At 45.6% G+C, this 17,690-nt stretch carries 13 protein-coding genes; 10 read left to right on the forward strand and 3 right to left on the reverse strand.

Annotation, left to right across the window (positions count from 1 at the left end; translation table 11 throughout):
- The first annotated feature begins 5 nt into the window (after nucleotides 1-5).
- From guaA to VCHENC03_RS15830, 4 genes are all read left to right on the forward strand, one after another.
- A complete protein-coding gene (gene guaA, locus VCHENC03_RS15845; protein ID WP_005447693.1) occupies nucleotides 6-1,559 on the forward strand; it encodes a glutamine-hydrolyzing GMP synthase in 1,554 nt (517 codons plus the stop codon).
- A gap of 164 nt (nucleotides 1,560-1,723) precedes the next feature.
- Complete coding sequence (locus tag VCHENC03_RS15840) at nucleotides 1,724-3,247, forward strand: Na+/H+ antiporter NhaC family protein (protein WP_009705587.1); 1,524 nt, start codon at nucleotides 1,724-1,726, stop codon at nucleotides 3,245-3,247.
- A gap of 200 nt (nucleotides 3,248-3,447) precedes the next feature.
- Entirely contained in the window at nucleotides 3,448-5,157 is a 1,710-nt protein-coding gene (locus tag VCHENC03_RS15835) for a glycoside hydrolase family 19 protein (RefSeq protein ID WP_009705588.1), read from the forward strand.
- Between the two features lie 179 nt (nucleotides 5,158-5,336).
- Nucleotides 5,337-5,930: an acetate uptake transporter gene (locus VCHENC03_RS15830; protein ID WP_009705589.1), complete on the forward strand. Its 594-nt coding sequence runs from the start codon at nucleotides 5,337-5,339 to the stop codon at nucleotides 5,928-5,930.
- 128 nt (nucleotides 5,931-6,058) lie between these two features.
- On the opposite strand, the gene VCHENC03_RS15825 is transcribed toward VCHENC03_RS15830, so the two are convergent.
- Entirely contained in the window at nucleotides 6,059-7,606 is a 1,548-nt protein-coding gene (locus VCHENC03_RS15825; RefSeq protein ID WP_009705590.1) for an alanine/glycine:cation symporter family protein, read from the reverse strand.
- A gap of 307 nt (nucleotides 7,607-7,913) precedes the next feature.
- Nucleotides 7,914-9,170: a D-amino acid dehydrogenase gene (locus tag VCHENC03_RS15820; RefSeq protein ID WP_009705591.1), complete on the reverse strand. Its 1,257-nt coding sequence runs from the start codon at nucleotides 9,168-9,170 to the stop codon at nucleotides 7,914-7,916.
- Nucleotides 9,171-9,276: 106 nt separating this feature from the next.
- Here VCHENC03_RS15820 and VCHENC03_RS15815 point away from each other — a divergent pair, with 106 nt between their 5' ends.
- The 3 genes from VCHENC03_RS15815 to VCHENC03_RS15810 all read left to right on the forward strand — a co-directional run bounded on the left by VCHENC03_RS15815 (nucleotide 9,277) and on the right by VCHENC03_RS15810 (nucleotide 12,058).
- On the forward strand, nucleotides 9,277-10,179 hold the full coding sequence (locus VCHENC03_RS15815) for a LysR substrate-binding domain-containing protein (RefSeq protein WP_009705592.1): 903 nt from the start codon (nucleotides 9,277-9,279) through the stop codon (nucleotides 10,177-10,179).
- 162 nt (nucleotides 10,180-10,341) lie between these two features.
- Nucleotides 10,342-10,914 (forward strand): DUF6795 domain-containing protein, encoded by a 573-nt coding sequence (locus VCHENC03_RS0125680; protein WP_032802583.1) that lies wholly within the window; start codon nucleotides 10,342-10,344, stop codon nucleotides 10,912-10,914.
- A 1-nt stretch (nucleotide 10,915) separates the two neighbouring features.
- On the forward strand, nucleotides 10,916-12,058 hold the full coding sequence (locus tag VCHENC03_RS15810) for a lipase family protein (protein WP_009705593.1): 1,143 nt from the start codon (nucleotides 10,916-10,918) through the stop codon (nucleotides 12,056-12,058).
- A gap of 42 nt (nucleotides 12,059-12,100) precedes the next feature.
- Here the strand turns inward: VCHENC03_RS15810 and VCHENC03_RS15805 are convergent, their stop codons facing one another.
- Entirely contained in the window at nucleotides 12,101-13,747 is a 1,647-nt protein-coding gene (locus tag VCHENC03_RS15805) for a mechanosensitive ion channel family protein (protein ID WP_009705594.1), read from the reverse strand.
- Between the two features lie 200 nt (nucleotides 13,748-13,947).
- On the opposite strand from VCHENC03_RS15805, the gene VCHENC03_RS15800 reads away from it, so the two are divergent.
- From VCHENC03_RS15800 to VCHENC03_RS15790, 3 genes are all read left to right on the forward strand, one after another.
- Complete coding sequence (locus tag VCHENC03_RS15800; protein ID WP_005440265.1) at nucleotides 13,948-15,216, forward strand: O-acetylhomoserine aminocarboxypropyltransferase/cysteine synthase family protein; 1,269 nt, start codon at nucleotides 13,948-13,950, stop codon at nucleotides 15,214-15,216.
- Nucleotides 15,217-15,423: 207 nt separating this feature from the next.
- A complete protein-coding gene (locus VCHENC03_RS15795; protein WP_009705595.1) occupies nucleotides 15,424-16,752 on the forward strand; it encodes an aspartate aminotransferase family protein in 1,329 nt (442 codons plus the stop codon).
- Entirely contained in the window at nucleotides 16,746-17,591 is an 846-nt protein-coding gene (locus VCHENC03_RS15790) for a 3-keto-5-aminohexanoate cleavage protein (RefSeq protein WP_032802584.1), read from the forward strand. The genes VCHENC03_RS15795 and VCHENC03_RS15790 overlap by 7 nt, the downstream gene beginning before the upstream one ends.
- The last annotated feature ends 99 nt before the right edge of the window (nucleotides 17,592-17,690 follow it).

The raw sequence follows: 17,690 nt of genomic DNA on the forward strand, positions 1-17,690 counted from the left end.
TCAAAATGACTAAAAATATTCATGACCAACGTATTCTGATCTTGGACTTCGGTTCTCAGTACACTCAGCTAGTAGCGCGCCGTGTACGTGAAATCGGTGTTTACTGTGAACTGTGGAGCTGGGATGTTGAAGAAGCGGATATTCGTGAATTCAATCCAGACGGTATCATCCTATCTGGTGGTCCAGAAAGCGTAACGGAAGATAACTCTCCACGCGCTCCTCAATACGTATTTGACTCTGGTGTGCCAGTACTAGGTGTATGTTACGGCATGCAAACTATGGCTGAGCAGCTAGGTGGTAAAGTAGCGGGTTCTACAGAACGTGAATTCGGCTACGCACAAGTTAAAGTTTCTGGTGAATCTGCACTGTTTAAAGATCTTGAGCTAACTCAAGACGTGTGGATGAGCCACGGTGACAAAGTAGTAGAAATTCCTGCTGACTTCGTGAAAGTTGGCGAGACAGACACATGTCCGTACGCTGCGATGGCGAACGAAGAGAAGAAATACTACGGCGTTCAGTTCCACCCAGAAGTAACGCACACGAAAGGCGGCTTACAAATGCTAGAGAACTTCGTTCTTGGCGTATGTGGCTGTGAGCGTCTATGGACTTCTGAATCTATCATCGAAGACGCGGTTGCTCGTATTAAAGAGCAAGTGGGTGACGACGAAGTTATCCTAGGTCTATCTGGTGGTGTTGATTCATCGGTAGTAGCGATGCTGGTTCACCGTGCAATCGGCGACAAGCTTACGTGTGTATTCGTAGATAACGGTCTTCTTCGTCTAAACGAAGGTCAACAAGTAATGGATATGTTCGGCGACCAATTTGGTTTGAACATCATCAAAGTTGACGCTGAAGAACGTTTCCTAAAAGCACTTGAAGGCAAGTCGGATCCAGAAGAGAAGCGTAAGACAATCGGTCACGTATTCGTAGATGTATTTGATGAAGAGTCTAAGAAGCTGAAAAACGCGAAATGGCTAGCTCAAGGTACGATTTACCCAGACGTTATCGAATCTGCTGCATCTAAGACTGGTAAAGCGCACGTGATCAAATCACACCACAACGTGGGCGGTCTTCCAGATGACATGGAAATGGGGCTTGTTGAGCCACTACGTGAGCTGTTCAAAGATGAAGTTCGTAAGATCGGTCTAGAGCTTGGTCTTCCGTACAACATGCTTTACCGCCACCCATTCCCTGGTCCTGGTCTAGGTGTTCGTGTTCTTGGTGAAATCAAGAAAGAGTACTGTGACTTGCTACGTCGCGCAGACGCTATCTTCATTGAAGAACTACACGCGGCAGACCTATACAACAAAGTATCTCAAGCGTTCACGGTATTCCTACCAGTTCGCTCTGTAGGTGTAATGGGCGATGGTCGTAAGTACGATTGGGTTGTATCTCTGCGTGCGGTAGAAACTATCGACTTTATGACTGCGCATTGGGCACACCTACCATACGACTTCCTAGGTAAGGTTTCTAACCGCATCATCAACGAAGTTGACGGTATTTCTCGCGTGGTTTACGACATTTCTGGTAAGCCACCAGCGACAATCGAATGGGAATAATTTCCTGTTAGATATACCAAATTGAAAACCAGCCTTCGGGCTGGTTTTTTTATGCCTGAAAAGTGTGAACGCAGGTCTCAACTTTTTTATTAGAAAATATATACATGCGAGATTGTTGAATGTATATTCATTTTTAGTGTTTAAATATTAAAGTTGGTATTGCTATGGAACAGGCAGAAGTTACCTCCCTCATCCCCATCATTATTACGTTAGTCCTCGCGCTAACTACAAGAAACGTTGTTGTCGGTCTTTTTGCTGGCGTTGTTAGCGGTGTGGCTATGTTAGAAGGCACATTCGTTGACAAAGGTCCGCTCGATTCATTTAGCGCACTGATGAAAAGTTACCTGTTGCCGCAACTGACTGACAGTTACAACGCAGGTGTCATCCTTCTTTTGGTTTTCATTGGTGGTTTTGTTGCTCTAATGGAGAAATCTGGCGGTGGCGTAGCGTTCGCTAAAAAGGTCACTCAATGGGTTGCTAGTAAATGCCAAGCGCAGCTTTCTGCTTGGTTTGGCGGCGTTGTGATCTTCTTTTCAGACCTTGGTACACCGTTAATTGTTGGCCCTGTTTTTCGTCCTCTTTTTGATAAACTGAAAGTCTCTCGCCAGAAGCTAGCCTTTATCATCGATTCAACCTCATCCCCAGTGGCTATCCTGATCCCTTTCATTGGTTGGGGCGTTTACATCATGAGCCTGATTCAAAAAGAGTTTGCTGCACTGGATGTGGGTATCAGTGATTGGGATGCCTTTATTGGCGCGATTCCTTACCAGTTTTATGCCTTTTTAGCGATCGCGATTGTGCCGGTTGTCTCTTTCTTCAAACTGGATTTTGGACCAATGGCGAAAGCCGAACAGCTTGCAGAGCAGGGTTCTGATTTTGGAAAAGTGCAAGATTCATTGAATGTGTTTGAGCATAAAAATGCAAAAACAAGTTTTGTTTGGGCACCGCTGCTCGTCATGCTTGTGGTGCTTTGTTCAATATTGGTTCCTCACGGTTTTCCATTTCAGAAAGTCGCAGGCTCAACTTTCCGTGCTGCACTGTCGTCGGCGTATTTCTTTGCTGCAATCACTTTGATCAGCCTGATGGCGTTTTATGGCGTGAGAAAACTCTCTGATGGCATTCAGGTTTACCTAAAAGGGATGTCGAACATGATGTCTGTTGCGGTGATCTTGGTGCTGGCTTGGTCACTGAGTTCTGTTGGTAAAGAGCTTGGCGCTGCGGCCTACATTGCAGAGCAAGCACAAGCTGGCTTCCCATATTGGTTATTGCCTGCCGTGGCTTTTCTATTGGCAGGTATTATCTCTTTTGCCACTGGGTCTTCGTGGGGGACTTTTGCCATCATGATGCCATTGGTCATTCCAACCGCAGTCGCGATTGATGCGCCATTATTGGTGTGTATCGGTGCGGTGCTATCTGGTGGCTTATTTGGTGATCATTGTTCGCCAATTTCGGAAACCACCATCTTGTCCTCTACGGGTGCAGGTTGTGAGCAGTATGAGCACTTTAGAACCCAATTGCCTTATGCGGTACTCAACGGCGCTATCGCCCTGACAAGCTTTCTAGTGGCAGGGGTAATGGCTTCTCCTGTAATTGTGCTGGTGGCAATAGTCGCGCAGTTTGCCATTTATTTGGTGCTCTCTAAGCAACAATCTTCACCGACGTTAGAGCAAGCAACAGCAGAGCAATAGCAATAAATGAGAGCGGGGGAGTATCCCCCGTTTTCTTTTGAGTCGAGGTAACAGTTTTTGTGATACCCGCTGTGTAACAGTATTTATTTATGAAATTTGCGTCGCAGAATTAATTCACTTCACTCGGCGTTTTTTCTACATGATCCACTATGTGTCTAGTTATTCCTTGTATATTGTATTGTTAAATACGGAGATTAGACATGTTTGCACTCAAACATCTGCCTCTCGCATTGGGTTGTGTACTCGCTGCACAAGCTCATGCCAGCATGAATATCCAACCTGATCCACAAAACCCAAATGGTTACGTGATTGCTCGTGGCGACATCCAAGCTATGGAGCAAAGTAAGACTTCTGACCCTATGTATGCTATTTGGTCACAAGCGCTAGAGACTCGTCCAAATACGGTCGTTGAAGCGATTGTTCCAGGAGCAGCAAGCAATCCGGAAAACGTTAAGCGAGTTGAACGTGTCTTCCCTGAGAGTGAATGGAACTTCCTTACTCAGATGGCAGCACCAGAGTATACTTACACACGTTTCTTGCGTGCGATCGGTAAGTTCCCAGCATTCTGTGGTGAGTACACAGACGGGCGTGATTCAGACGCGATTTGTAAGAAATCCATCGTGACAGCATTTGCACACTTTGCTCAGGAAACCGGTGGTCACATTGCGGTTGATAACGTATCGGACAACCCGCTTGCACTGGAAGAGTGGCAACAAGCATTGGTTCACGTGCGTGAAATGGGATGGTCTGAAGGTCAAGAAGGTTACACCACAGGCTGTGGTCAGAACGATTGGCAAAATAAGCGTTGGCCTTGTGAACCTGGTCAGGGGTATTTCGGTCGTGGTGCAAAACAGCTTTCTTACCACTTTAACTACGGCGCTTTCTCTGAAGTGATGTTCGATGGTGATGCATCGGTATTGCTGAAAAATCCGGGCCTAGTCGCTGACTCATGGTTGAACTTAGCTTCTGCGATTTGGTTCTTCTTAACCCCTCAAGCGCCAAAACCAGCAATGCTGCACGTGATTGATCGTACTTGGGTGCCATCGCAGCGTGAAATTGATGCGGGCATTGGCTACGGCTTTGGTACCACCATCAACGTCATCAACGGCGGTATTGAATGTGGTGAGCAAAACAAAGACAAAGGTCAGCCAGTTAACCGCATTCGCTACTGGGAAGGTCTAGCGGCGCACTATCAGATTCCTATCGAAGCTGATGAAACCAATACCTGTTGGCAACAAACGCCTTACGGTAGCTTAAACCTTAACGGTGCCACTGACGTGCTTTACACCAACTGGGACGGCAACTGGAAGTACTACTCAGATCGCCCAGGCGGTCACTCATTTGAATGTGAGTTGGTTGGCTTCCAAACCGCGTATTCCGCGCTGGTTGCTGGTGATTACGAGAAGTGTGTTACTAACTTCTACCAATCTCATGCAGGTTGGCCTGAAGTTCGCGTTGTCGATAAATTAGACCCAGTCGATCCGGTTGACCCTCCTGTAGGCGGTGTAGCTGCATGGGATGCAGGCAAGGTTTATAACACGGGCGACCAAGTCTCTTACAAGGGGGCTGTATATGAAGCGAAGTGGTGGTCACAAGGTAATGAGCCTACTAAAGGTGACCCTTGGAAATTGGTCTCAGGTACGCCAACAGAGCCACCAGCGACTGAACCGCCAACGACGGAGCCTCCTGTAACAGAACCACCTGTCACCGAGCCGCCAGTGATAGAGCCTCCGGTTACTGAACCACCAGTATCGGGTGACTTTATTGCATGGGAACCAGGTGTGACTCAAGTGGCTAATGGCGACAAAGTGACTTATCAAGGCAAATGCTTTATCGCGAAAAATGGACCGGGTGTATGGGAATCACCGACACAGAGCAATTGGTTCTGGGATGAGATCTCTTGCCAGTAATTGAACAATAAATAGTCTAACTATCTATAAAGACTCTGCTTTTTAGCAGGGTCTTTTTTTATTCGTTTGGTTGCTTATTTGTGCAATCTAAGTTTTCAATAACGTCTTTTCTCTTTTGTTTTTGAGTCCATTAAAATTCGCGCGCAATTTTTATCAACATTTTTGAAAAGGTAATGTACATGTCTACAAAACTGGCTAACCCAGCGCCACTAGGTCTAATGGGTTTTGGTATGACTACCATCCTGCTAAACATCCACAACGCAGGTTTCTTCCCAATGGATTCTATGATTCTGGCTATGGGCATCTTTTACGGTGGTCTAAGCCAAGTACTTGTTGGCATGATGTGCTTCAAGCGTGGTGACACGTTCGGTACGACTGCATTTACTTCTTACGGTCTATTCTGGCTGACACTGGTTGGTCTAATCGTAATGCCTTACATGGGTCTTCCAGCAAGCCCTGCACACTTCATGGGTTGGTACCTACTACTATGGGGTATCTTCACTGGCTTCATGTTCATTGGCTCTCTATGCTACCCAGTAGCGAAGCAAGTAGTATTCGGTTCTCTTACTATCCTGTTCTTCCTACTAGCGGCACGTGACTTCACTGGTAGCGAGCTGATCGGTACTATCGCTGGCTTCGAAGGTATCTTCTGTGGCGCGAGCGCAATCTACTTTGCAATGGCTCAAGTACTAAACAACGAATACGGCCGTACCGTACTTCCTGTTGGTGAAAAGCAAAAGCCACAAGTTGCTACGCAAGAAATCGCTGCATAATCGCTCCGAATTGAATGCAAAAGAAAAGGGTTAGCCACTGGCTAACCCTTTTTTAATGTCCGTTGTTCGGACCACTGCTTTTTCTTATATACCTGCCAACCCATTGGGGGAGGATGCTAAGTGAAGCATTAGGTAGATGGTTGCTCTACCGTTTCTGTTGTATCGTTGTCTGTGGTTGGTGCTTTACCTGTTTTGCGCTTGTACTTCTCTTCCCAGTAAGTCGCGCCTTTAATACCAAGCGCTACTGGGTTGAACGTAAACTCAGTCACACCGCGTTTCTGTTGCTCTTCGTAGTCAGCCAGCGCTTTTAGTGCAGGCTTCGACATGAAGAAGATGATCAGAATGCCGACAATGTTCAGCCATGCCATTAGGCCTACGCCCACATCACCCATAGCCCACGCAAGATTCGCGGTCTTAACTGTACCGTAGAATACCGCTGAGATAAGAATGACCTTCAAGATGAACATCAGACCGTTTACTTTTACCGTGCGACGGATGTACGCGATGTTGGTTTCCGCGATGTAGTAGTACGCCAGAATTGTTGTGAAAGCGAAGAAGAATAGCGCAATTGCGATGAATGGCTTACCAACGCCTGGTAGGGCACTCTCAATCGCCATTTGCGTAAACACAGGGCCATTTGCACCGATATCCGCTGGGAGGTTCTGTACTAGGAATGCGCCTTCTACTGCACCGTGAACGTTGTATGCGCCAGTGATAAGAATCATAAACGCCGTTGCTGAACACACTAGCAGTGTATCGATGTAGATTGAGAATGACTGAACAAGACCTTGCTGTGCTGGGTGATCAACACTTGCCGCTGCTGCTGCGTGAGGACCAGTACCTTGACCTGCTTCGTTAGAGTAAACACCACGTTTTACACCCCAACCAATCGCAGCACCAATACCTGCCATTGGTGTAAATGCATCACCAATGATCATGCCAACGATGCGTGGAATCTCACCGATGTTAAGTAGGATGATAACGAAAGCGGTGATGATGTAAGCCAACGCCATGAACGGAACCACAATTTGAGTGAAGTTCGCGATGCGCTTTACGCCACCAAAAATGATGAAGGCAAGAATGACACAGACAACCGTACCAGTGAAAATTTTAGCGAAACTGAAGGTACCAATAGCGGTTTCAATCATGTCACCTGAGCCAAATGCTGCTTCTACTGCGTTACCAATACTGTTTGATTGAACGCCAGGAAGTAGAACACCACATGCAAAGATGGTTGCGATAGCGAAGATCCATGCGTACCACTTCTGACCCATTGCTTTTTCGATGTAGTAAGCTGGACCGCCGCGGAATTCGCCTTCGTCTTCTTCTTTATAAATCTGTGCGAGTGTTGATTCTGCGTATGCCGTTGCTGCACCAAAGAAGGCAACAACCCACATCCAGAATACTGCACCTGGGCCACCGAAGCCGATAGCAGCAGCAACACCTGCAATGTTACCTGTACCTACACGGCCAGATAGTGAAACGGCCAAAGCCTGAAATGATGAAATCCCCTTGGTTGAACTCTTACCATTAAGTAGCAAGCGCCACATTTCAAAGAAGTGACGAATCTGCACAAAGCGCGTCATGATCGAGTAGAACAAACCAGCGCCAAGACACAGATAGATCAGTGCCGGACTCCAGATAATTCCATTCAGAAAATCAACTAATGACTGCATGAGTATTTTCCCTGTTTGTTATGGTTGTGGTTGTTTTTCGTACAACACATTACCCTTTTTTGTAATGCAATTGTTAACCTTTTTAACTAAAAATCCCTTGTAGCGTGATGGTGGACACAGAATGGTTAAATATTGTTAAAAATTGGTTCTTGTTATGTATCTGTGTGGTTTTTATTGGAAATAACAATGAATTGATTGAATATGCAGCACATTGTCATGAAAATGTGCTGCGAGAGATGAAAGTCATATCTTCTGAATGCTATTCAACTTGTGGAGTAATACACTATTTGAAATGGTTTGCAGGTGTTTAGGCGTAACGACTCAGGTTCAATTCTGAGTGATTTGTCACTTTGGGAATGGCGTTCATGATGACGTCTGTCAGTATCTGAGCTGAGCCACAAGCCATAGTCCAACCGAGCGTGCCATGCCCTGTGTTCGTAAATAAATTCTCGTAAGGTGTTGTGCCAATAATAGGCGTACCATCGGGTGTCATAGGACGAAATCCACTCCAAAACTCGGCTTGAGTAAAATCGGCGCTTTGCGGAAACAGATCTCGAATCACCATTTCAATCGTATTTTTGCGTTTTTGCGGTAACGAAGGATCAAAGCCAGCAAGCTCTGCGGTTCCTGCGACGCGAATGCGGTCATCAAAACGCGTCATTGCGACCTTATAGGTTTCATCCATGACGGTAGAACGAGGCGCGAATTGCTCACATTCAATTGGCACCGTCAGTGAATATCCTTTGACGGGATAAACAGGAATGTCGATCTCAAGCTGTTTGAGTAACGCTGTAGAATAGCTGCCAGAGGCAAGGACAAACTGGTCTGCTTTAAACAAACCACGGTCCGTTTGGACACCCATGATCTTTTTGCCTACAGTAACCCAATTACTCACCTCCGTATTGAATTCAAACCTTACGCCACGGGCTTTTGCTAGCTCTGTTAACTGTTGGCAGAATTGAAAACAATCACCCGTTTCGTCATCAGGTAGATATAACCCACCGACCAATTTTTCTTTTACTAATGCCAATCCTGGCTCTTGCTTGATGCACTGTTCGACATCCATTAACTGAAAACGTGTACCGCTTTGCTCTAGTAACTCAAGGTCTTTCTCTATGGCATCGAGCTGTTTTTGAGAGCGAAATACTTGTAAGGTGCCTAACTGGCGTCCTTGGTATTCAATCGCATGGTCACGGCGCAACTGCTCCAGACACGCACGGCTATGATTGGCGATAGAGAGCATTCGGGCTTTGTTGATTTGGTAACGGGATAAAGTGCAGTTCGACATCATCTGAGTTGCCCAGCGGATAAGCTCCGGGCTGAGAGATGGTTTTATTTTTAGTGGTGCATGCTCTTCAGTGAGCCACTTTATGGCTTTGAGTGGAATCCCCGGCGCAGCCCATGGTGAAGAGTAACCATAAGAGATTTGTCCGGCGTTAGCGAAGCTGGTTTCCATCGCACTGCTTGGCTGGCGATCGATCACGGTAACCTGACAGCCTGCCTGAGATAAATACCAAGCCGAGGTTAAGCCGATAACACCACTGCCTATTACGATGACTTCCATTGATGCGCTCCACACATTTTCGATGTTGCGCAGTTTCTCTTCTTTACCTTTTGTTAACAATCGATATAAATTACATTCAGCGTTTAGAAAAACTATAGGCTTAAGGATGAAAAGCAGTGTCGTTAGCGGATTGTGGTTATTCAGCCAAGTGGCGGAACACAGCAGCTTTACCAGTGCTGCAAAGGCATTGCACCTAACGACAGGGGCGATCAGCCAGCAAATCATTCAGTTAGAAGAACAGCTCGGTTTTAATTTGTTTGAACGCCACTCGCGCGGAATTCGACTTACGCCTAAAGGATTACAGCTGTATCAATCCTCACAATTTCACTTCTCCGAACTAGGAAAGGCACTTCAAGAGCTGCAAATTGAAAAGCCCCACAATGAAATTCGCCTCAAGCTGACGCCTTCTTTTGCGTTTAAATGGTTAGTTCCACGCCTTGAAAGCTTTCATCTAGAAAACCCCGATCTCCAAGTGCAGATTTTTGCAGAGGGAGCACTAGTGAATAGTGAGCTAAAGGACTATGACGTTGCGATAGACTATGGTTCTCATCCCTATCGAGATAAAAGCGCAGAGCGGATACTCAATGAGCAACTTCTTCCAGTGATGAGCCCCAAATACCTTGAGGATCATAGGTGGCTAAAAACTCTTAAAGCGTCACCAGAACAATGGCGAGACGCGACATTACTGCACGATGCTATGCCATGGGATAATGCTCCGCGTGACTATGAATGGCTGTACTGGGCATCAAGCATGGGGTTTGATTTCAAAACAGAGGTAGGGCACTTCTTTAATCGTACGGATATGGCAATGTCTGCTGCCGAAGCTGGAGTGGGGATAGCAATGGCACGTATGGCGCTGGTGGAAGATGAACTTGAAAGCGGTCGCTTAGTCTCGCCATTTGAACCTGTGGATGCTAACGCAGGATACTACCTGATCATTAATACCAAAAGTGAGCCTACAGCACGATTCAGACGTTGGCTTTTACAGCAAGTCCAATCATCAATGTAGAGAGATAATTGGCACAAATGTTTAAGAAATAATAAAAATAAATTTCTTAATTACATGATACTTCGAATTGCTTCCCACAAATTGCTTTCCGTTTATTAACTCCTCTCACTCTGTCTTCTTTTTCCATATCATCCAAAAATTAATCAATGGATGAGAAAGACTATGGCTAAAAGAATCTCTCTTATGTTGGCCCTAGCTCTATTTTCGGTAGGAGCAAGTGCAATGTTTTGGCCGTTCAAAAAATACGATGTGGAAATGTCTCCGGATGTGCGTGGTGTTATCAAGCTTGATGGCGTGCCGCAGGCGGGGTTGACGGTTCATCGAGACTTATTCTATGAAGGTTACAAAGACGGAAAAAAAATATCTGATAAAGCAATAACAGACTCAAGTGGGGAGTTTTATTTCCCCGAGTTTCTAGTCCGTTCTAAGGCACCTAGAGATGTTTTCGGGCAGAACTTCATCATAGCTCAAGAAATATATACCTACTCCGAAGGCAAGGAAGTTTATCTTTGGAACGCCACTAAGTATGCCAAGCCTATCCCTCTGGCATCTCAATTATTGTTATCACTTAACTGCGAGTTAAGACAAGAAGAGCTTAATTATGAACTGAGAGATCCTCAAAGTGGGGAGCGATTATATTTGCCTTTAACCTCTGTTTGTCGCTGGGAAGGATTAGAGGGATATACAAATGAGCAATTAATCGAAAAAACAGATAATTTAACGCCAGAGGATTAAGATGAGTACATTATCTCCTGTTATTGCATCAGATATTGCAAGTGCTGCCTATCAGGCAAGGTTGAAAAGAAAGAGTATTTCTCTACAAAATAGCACCAAGGTTCATTTTAAGTTTGATGTTAATAACGTTATATCTGGAACGTCAGGAGGCTTTTTCTATCGCCCTTCCTCTGGTTTTCTAATAGCGGGGTTGGGCGTGAGTGAGGTCTATAAAAGAGACATCGTCTTTTCTTTTAGAGGAACTAAAACTCTCGCCGACATCTTGACCAATGTGACTGCAAATGCAAAAGGCACACAATCAGGAGAACTAGTGCACAGTGGATTCCAAGGAACTTTGAATTCCATGATCCCTGAGATTAAGTCATTTCTAAAAAGAAGCCAGTCATGTGAAGTTTTAAATATCCATTGTGTAGGGCATAGTCTTGGTGGCGCTCTAGCTACTTTGGCGGCGAACTGGCTGAAATCATCTTCAGAAATTAGCGCAAAAGTTCACCTTTATACATTTGGTGCCCCTAGAGTGGGCGGAAAAAACTTTTCTATGAATGCAACTCAGCGTGTCGATAGTATTTTTCGATGTGTGAATGGGGGAGATCCTGTACCGAAAGTTCCGGTATGGCCTTTCTATCATGCTCCATACAATGGGATTGAGTATCTAGCTTGTAGGCAGCAAGGCTTGATTCCTTCAGCTCATGATCTCGCTCGTTATGCTAAATTAACGGACTTCCAGAGCTGGGATAAAATCTATTCTCAAAAGGTTGCGAATGCTTTGGAGAGAGTCGTATTGAACTATAGAAATCGACTTGAAGTGAAAACTAATGATTTTTGGGCAGACAGAATATCAGCTGCAATATTAACATTGCTAATAGATGGAGGTCTTGCTTCATTTGTCTTTGGTGCACAAGCTCTAGGTGCTGGCATTGCAACTATCTACGATGCTATAGCTCGTTCAATGGTAAAAATCTCAGAGCTTTCTAGTGAATTTGCAGATCGTGTAAAAGGCTTACTTGGCCATATGTTAGTGTTTGCGGGAAAAGGTGCACAGATCGCTATTAAGTTTACTTATTCCTTTATCCGTTGGGTATTTGAATTGGTTTTAGGCAAACTTAATCAAGCAGTAAAAGCCGCACTAAAAACTAGCTTTTAGTCTTCAATTAAATCGCCTCATTCGAGGCGATTTTTTATATCCCTATGTTTGAGGGACTGCTTGAACGACCTTGGGTGTGACTGCTGGCTGTAAAGTATCTGTGGCGAGGTAAGTGGTACTTGAAGGGAAAGCAAATTGAGCATCTTCTGCGGTAATGATCTTATCAATCAAGATAAGAAGTTCTTGCTGCAAGTTGAGGAATGTCTCCCTATTTGTGGTGTTCAAATGAGCGAGTATTTCAATATCCAGACTGTAAGCATTGAAGGCACTAAAGTGAACTCGAAGAGGAGAATCTAAAACATCGGGATGCTCTTTGAGTAAGGACGTGATTTTCTCTGTAATGCTCTGCAATTGAGACATACTAGTCTCATAGCGTAGCCCGATAGTCGCTTTGAAAGGATATCGGTCACGACGGCTGTAGTTGATGATCTCTCGCTTAATAAGGTCACCATTGGCAATGGTGATTTGTGTTCGGTCTTTCGCTCGAATTCGTGTTGAACGCACGCCTATTTGTTCGATAACTCCTGACTGGTTGCCAATTTGGCAGTAATCACCCACCGATAACGATTTGTCTAGGAACAAGATAACCCCACCGATTAAGTTCTCCATAGTTGGACGGATCGCGAGTGCGATTGCCATTCCCCCTAAACTCAAGCCAGTCACAATGCCATAAACAGGGACTCCTAAGCGATTCAAACCATAACCAAGACAGGCAATGGCTGCCATTGAACCTAATAAAGTGCCAATAATTTGGGTCAGACTTTGGCGAAGCGTGGTATTCGTGCGCTGCTTACTCATTAATAAACGGCAAGTTTTGTAAATCAATAGGTAAGCCACTTGACTGAGTAATAGCCAACAAATGAGTTCTATGATGACGTTAAGCGTCGACATCAGTATGCCAGTTAAGTTGAGTTGATAGTCTGCGAGATAGAGAAAACCACTCAAAGTGATTACGGCGCATATGGCTTTCGAAATCGGAGAGTGGATATGGTTATAGAGCAAAGCAAGTACGGAGATGGTTAGAGAGAGAGAAAGAACCAACCCGAGCCATTGCCATATCGCTTGATCTCCATATTCAAGCATAAATACGCTTGGTAATGTTTCTACGAGGTGAAACCATGTTGGTGGAATCAATCGTCCTGCGCTTAGCGAATAATACTGGTAGTAATCCAAGTCCGCGCCTGAATGAGAGGGTAGATGCTTTACCAACAAGTAATCACTGTAAAGCCCATGCACGGTTTGCTCTGAGAAACGATACTGTCCATCAGCTTGTTTGATCAGCTCCAAACCCGTATCTGGTATTTGCCAGCGATCCAGTGTGTTGCTATCTGGAATGAGTGATAAGTCCAAAGGCGGGGCTCGGTCGAGAATTTCTTTCATCAACATGACCGATTCAGTAGCAACTCGATTTTGGCTAGATTCCGGTACTTTAGACAGATCGAAGGCTTGAGTTGCTTTGTCGAAAAGTGCATAGATGTGTTGTCGGTTTGGTTCGGTATTTTGGGTTGGATCTTCGATGATTTCTGTCAGCTGCTGATTCGCTTGTGAAACCAAAGTCTCAAAGCTTGTGAGTGCTTTTTGAGGGCTAGAGAGATCGGGAGGTGCGAGGGGGAAAGCTTCCTCAGCCTGAGCAAAGAACGTGAAAAGTACACAGCAGACACTGAGCATCGATGATGTGATTGTTTTCATTATATTATCCTAGCCTTGTGATTATTGAATAAGTCTAGTCAATGATTTTCATATGCGGAAAAGCCTTGTTGTTATCTCTTTATCTCCGTCTGACTTGAATAAAGTCCAATCCCTTCAATGTGACTCAAACTGCTTTTCTTTGCTGAAAAAATCGGCAATATAAAAGAATAACCATTCACTCAATAGTTCAGGGAAGATGCATGAAAGACGAAACACTCTCGATCCATTTTGGCTACGAAACCGACCCAACCACCAAATCAGTTGCGACACCGATTTACCAGACGGTCGCGTATGAGTTTGACAATGCTCAGCATGGTGCCGATCTCTTTAACCTCGAAGTTCCAGGCAATATTTACACCCGCATTATGAACCCAACCAATGACGTGTTGGAAAAGCGTATGGCAGCACTAGAAGGCGGTATTGCTGGTTTGGTTGTCAGTGCAGGCAGTGCGGCAATTAACTACGCAATTCTCACGCTCGCGCAAGCCGGCGATAACATTGTCTCTACTCCTCAGCTATACGGTGGCACCTACACTTTATTTGCGCATATGTTGCCGAACCAAGGTATTGAGGTGCGTTTTGCCAAGGATGACAAACCTGAAAGTCTCGCGGAGCTTATCGATGAGAATACCAAAGCGGTTTACTGTGAAAGCATTGGTAATCCGGCTGGCAATATCATCGACCTTGAACGTGTTGCTGAGCTGGCTCATGCGCAGGGCGTGCCTGTGATTGTAGACAATACGGTCGCAACTCCTGTGCTATGTAAGCCAATTGAATTTGGTGCAGATATCGTGGTGCATTCATTGACTAAGTACGTAGGTGGTCACGGTACGACATTAGGTGGCATCATCATTGATTCGGGCAAGTTTCCTTGGGCGCAGCACAAAGATCGTTTCCCTGTATTTAATCAGCCTGAACCTTCTTACCACGGCGTGGTTTACACCGAGGCATTTGGAGAGGCAGCGTTTATTGGCCGTGCTCGCACCGTTCCTTTGCGTAATACCGGTTCTGCTTTGTCACCGATGAATGCGTTTATGTTGATGCAGGGGCTGGAAACGCTGTCGCTGCGTATGGAGAGACACACCGAAAACGCACTCAAAGTTGCGGAATACTTAAGCCAGCACGATAAAGTGAGTTGGGTAAGTTACGCAGGCTTGCCAGACTCTGAGTTCTATCCATTGGCAGAGAAATACATGCAAGGTAAGCCGTCGGCGATCTTGTCGTTTGGCTTAAAAGACGGTTACGAGGCGGGTGTACGTTTTTACGATGCGCTTAAGATATTCAAGCGACTGGTGAACATTGGTGATGCAAAGTCGCTTGCTTGTCATCCTGCATCAACTACACACCGACAGTTGAGTGAGGCGGAGCAAAAGCAAGCGGGCGTCTCTCCAGAGATGATTCGTTTGTCTGTCGGCATTGAACATATCGATGATATTCTGGCTGATTTAGAACAAGCTCTGAACGCGTAATTATACTTTTCAACAGAGCTTTGGGTTACCCATAGGCCAGCCTTACCTAAAGCTGGCCTTATTTCTATAAGGTACTTATTTATAATGACTTTTGAGTATTTGGGTTACGGTATTCCAAATGCTCATGATGGTGTACTTTTCTTACCTTGCGTATAAGTCTCATCTTACTGACTATGCTTAGAAAATAGTCACTAGGAAGGGACGCTCATGTCTTACGTGTTTCACCGTCATTGCCACGCCAAATTGCCCACTATCGCCAGAGGAGAAGGGGTTTACCTGTTCGATAATCAAGGCAACCAATACCTCGATGCTTGCGGCGGCGCTGCCGTATCAAACCTTGGGCATAGCCACCAAGCTGTTAAACAAGCCATGCTCAACCAAATCGAAAAAGTGCCTTTTGCGCACACGGGCTTTTTTACTAGCGAAGCTAGTGAGCAGTTGGCTGAGTTGATTTGCCAGCAAATGCCATCGCAATTTAATCATGTCTACTTAGTCTGTGGAGGCTCTGAAGCGGTTGAGTCTGCGCTAAAGATGGCAAGGCAATACTTTGTGGAATGTGGTAAGCCAGAGAAAAAGCAGTTTATTGCCCGCCAACAAAGCTACCACGGTAATACGCTTGGTGCGTTGGCTGTTGGTGGTAACGAATGGCGGCGCGAACCTTTTAAACCCATTTTGCACCCAAGCCATCACATTGCGCCGTGTTATGCCTATCGTCATCAAAGGCAAGGCGAATCCGAACTCGATTATTCACTGAGAGCCGCCAATGAGCTTGAAGCTAAGATTTTAGAACTGGGCGCGGATAACGTCATGGCGTTTGTTGCAGAGCCGATAGTTGGCGCAACAGCGGGCGCAGTGCCTGCCACTCAAGGTTACTTCAAACGAATACGAGAGATTTGCGATCGCTATGATGTGTTGCTGATCATGGATGAGGTGATGTGTGGCGTTGGACGCAGCGGTAGTTTTTTTGCTTTTGAACAAGAGCAAACCGTCCCAGATTTAGTCTGTATGGCGAAAGGGCTGGGGGCGGGTTATCAACCTATCGGTGCCGTTGTTGCCAACGATAAAGTCTATCAAGCAATCGCGTCTGGTAGTGGCTTCTTTCAGCACGGACATACCTTTATGGCGCATCCTGTTGCGTGCGCAGCTGCCGTTGCGACCATTCAGACCATCGGTGACCAAAAGCTCCTGCAAGCCGTCAATCAACAAGGATCAATGTTAAAAAGAGAGCTCGAGTCAGCACTTTCAGACTTCCCGTATGTTGGGGATATTCGTGGTAAAGGGCTGTTTCTTGGTATTGAGCTTGTCGCAGACAAAGTAAGTAAAACACCGTTGCCTAATTCAACTTTGGCAGACAAAAAGATCAAGCAACAAGCGATGGAAAATGGGCTGATGTGCTACCCAATGGGCGGCACGATTGATGGTGTATATGGGCATCATATCCTTCTCGCACCGCCTTTTATCATCGAACGAAGCCACATTGACGAGCTGGTGGAAAAGCTCACTCGTACACTTAGAGAGGTGTCACAGAAATGGTAGTGAACTCTCGAACTGAAAGAGCTCGAATCGCGATGATTGTTGCGCCCAATGGAGCGAGTAAAACCAAGCAAGACCATGCTCAATTGCCGATGACTATTGAAGAAATGGTTGCCGAGGCGAAAGCATGTCAAACGGCAGGGGCTACCATGATCCATTTGCACGCGAGAGATGCGCAAGGCAGGCATTCTCTAGAGGTTGATGACAACTTAGAAATCTACCACGTGGTGAAAGCTGCGGTTGGAGATTCGATGATTGTTCAGCTCACGACTGAGGCTGTTGGTATGTATTTACCACAACAGCAAATGGCGCTGATCAAAGCGGTTAAACCAGAAGCTGCTTCCTTTGCTTTGCGTGAACTGATTCCTGATGAGCAGAGTGAGGAGAAAGGTCTTATCTTTTTTGATTGGGTCGCTGCTCAGGGCATTCTCAGTCAAATCATTTTGTATGATCAGGCAGACATCGAACGCTATTTCTCCTTCCGAGAGCGAGGCGTGTTACCAAAGCACAACCAACACGCGTTAGTGGTACTTGGTCGATATCATGAGGCTCAACAATCTTCGCCATGGGATTTACGGGCATTGCATTTGGAGCGCTTTATCGAAGAGAACGTTAGATGTGCCGTGTGCGCGTTTGGCGCGAGAGAGCAAGATTGTTTAACCCATGCAATGCTTCTGGGATTGGATGTTCGGGTAGGCTTTGAGAACAACCATTTGAGTTCAGATGGTCAACTCGCGAAAAGCAATGCAGAACAGGTACAACGACTAAAAGAGGTCAGTAAATTGCTCTGCGTGCCGCTGCATGATGCGGAGAGTTTTCGCCTTAGCCTGAGTGGTAGTTGATTTGAGGGATTCCCGACTCAGTCGTTCCTCCTTTTCGATGTATGGACTCCCCCCTCCAAGGAGGAGCTAAAATTTTAGTGCAAACAGAAATTTTAATCG

Origin of the sequence: Vibrio sp. HENC-03 (assembly GCF_000305755.2) — a bacterium.
Lineage (GTDB): Bacteria > Pseudomonadota > Gammaproteobacteria > Enterobacterales > Vibrionaceae > Vibrio > Vibrio owensii.

Bases quoted from the DNA above. Each gene is read 5' to 3' on its own strand.
- guaA (WP_005447693.1), top strand. From the start codon at position 6: ATGACTAAAAATATTCATGACCAACGTATTCTGATCTTGGACTTCGGT.
- VCHENC03_RS15840 (WP_009705587.1), top strand. From the start codon at position 1,724: ATGGAACAGGCAGAAGTTACCTCCCTCATCCCCATCATTATTACGTTA.
- VCHENC03_RS15835 (WP_009705588.1), top strand. From the start codon at position 3,448: ATGTTTGCACTCAAACATCTGCCTCTCGCATTGGGTTGTGTACTCGCT.
- VCHENC03_RS15830 (WP_009705589.1), top strand. From the start codon at position 5,337: ATGTCTACAAAACTGGCTAACCCAGCGCCACTAGGTCTAATGGGTTTT.
- VCHENC03_RS15825 (WP_009705590.1), bottom strand. From the start codon at position 7,606: ATGCAGTCATTAGTTGATTTTCTGAATGGAATTATCTGGAGTCCGGCA.
- VCHENC03_RS15820 (WP_009705591.1), bottom strand. From the start codon at position 9,170: ATGGAAGTCATCGTAATAGGCAGTGGTGTTATCGGCTTAACCTCGGCT.
- VCHENC03_RS15815 (WP_009705592.1), top strand. From the start codon at position 9,277: ATGAAAAGCAGTGTCGTTAGCGGATTGTGGTTATTCAGCCAAGTGGCG.
- VCHENC03_RS0125680 (WP_032802583.1), top strand. From the start codon at position 10,342: ATGGCTAAAAGAATCTCTCTTATGTTGGCCCTAGCTCTATTTTCGGTA.
- VCHENC03_RS15810 (WP_009705593.1), top strand. From the start codon at position 10,916: ATGAGTACATTATCTCCTGTTATTGCATCAGATATTGCAAGTGCTGCC.
- VCHENC03_RS15805 (WP_009705594.1), bottom strand. From the start codon at position 13,747: ATGAAAACAATCACATCATCGATGCTCAGTGTCTGCTGTGTACTTTTC.
- VCHENC03_RS15800 (WP_005440265.1), top strand. From the start codon at position 13,948: ATGAAAGACGAAACACTCTCGATCCATTTTGGCTACGAAACCGACCCA.
- VCHENC03_RS15795 (WP_009705595.1), top strand. From the start codon at position 15,424: ATGTCTTACGTGTTTCACCGTCATTGCCACGCCAAATTGCCCACTATC.
- VCHENC03_RS15790 (WP_032802584.1), top strand. From the start codon at position 16,746: ATGGTAGTGAACTCTCGAACTGAAAGAGCTCGAATCGCGATGATTGTT.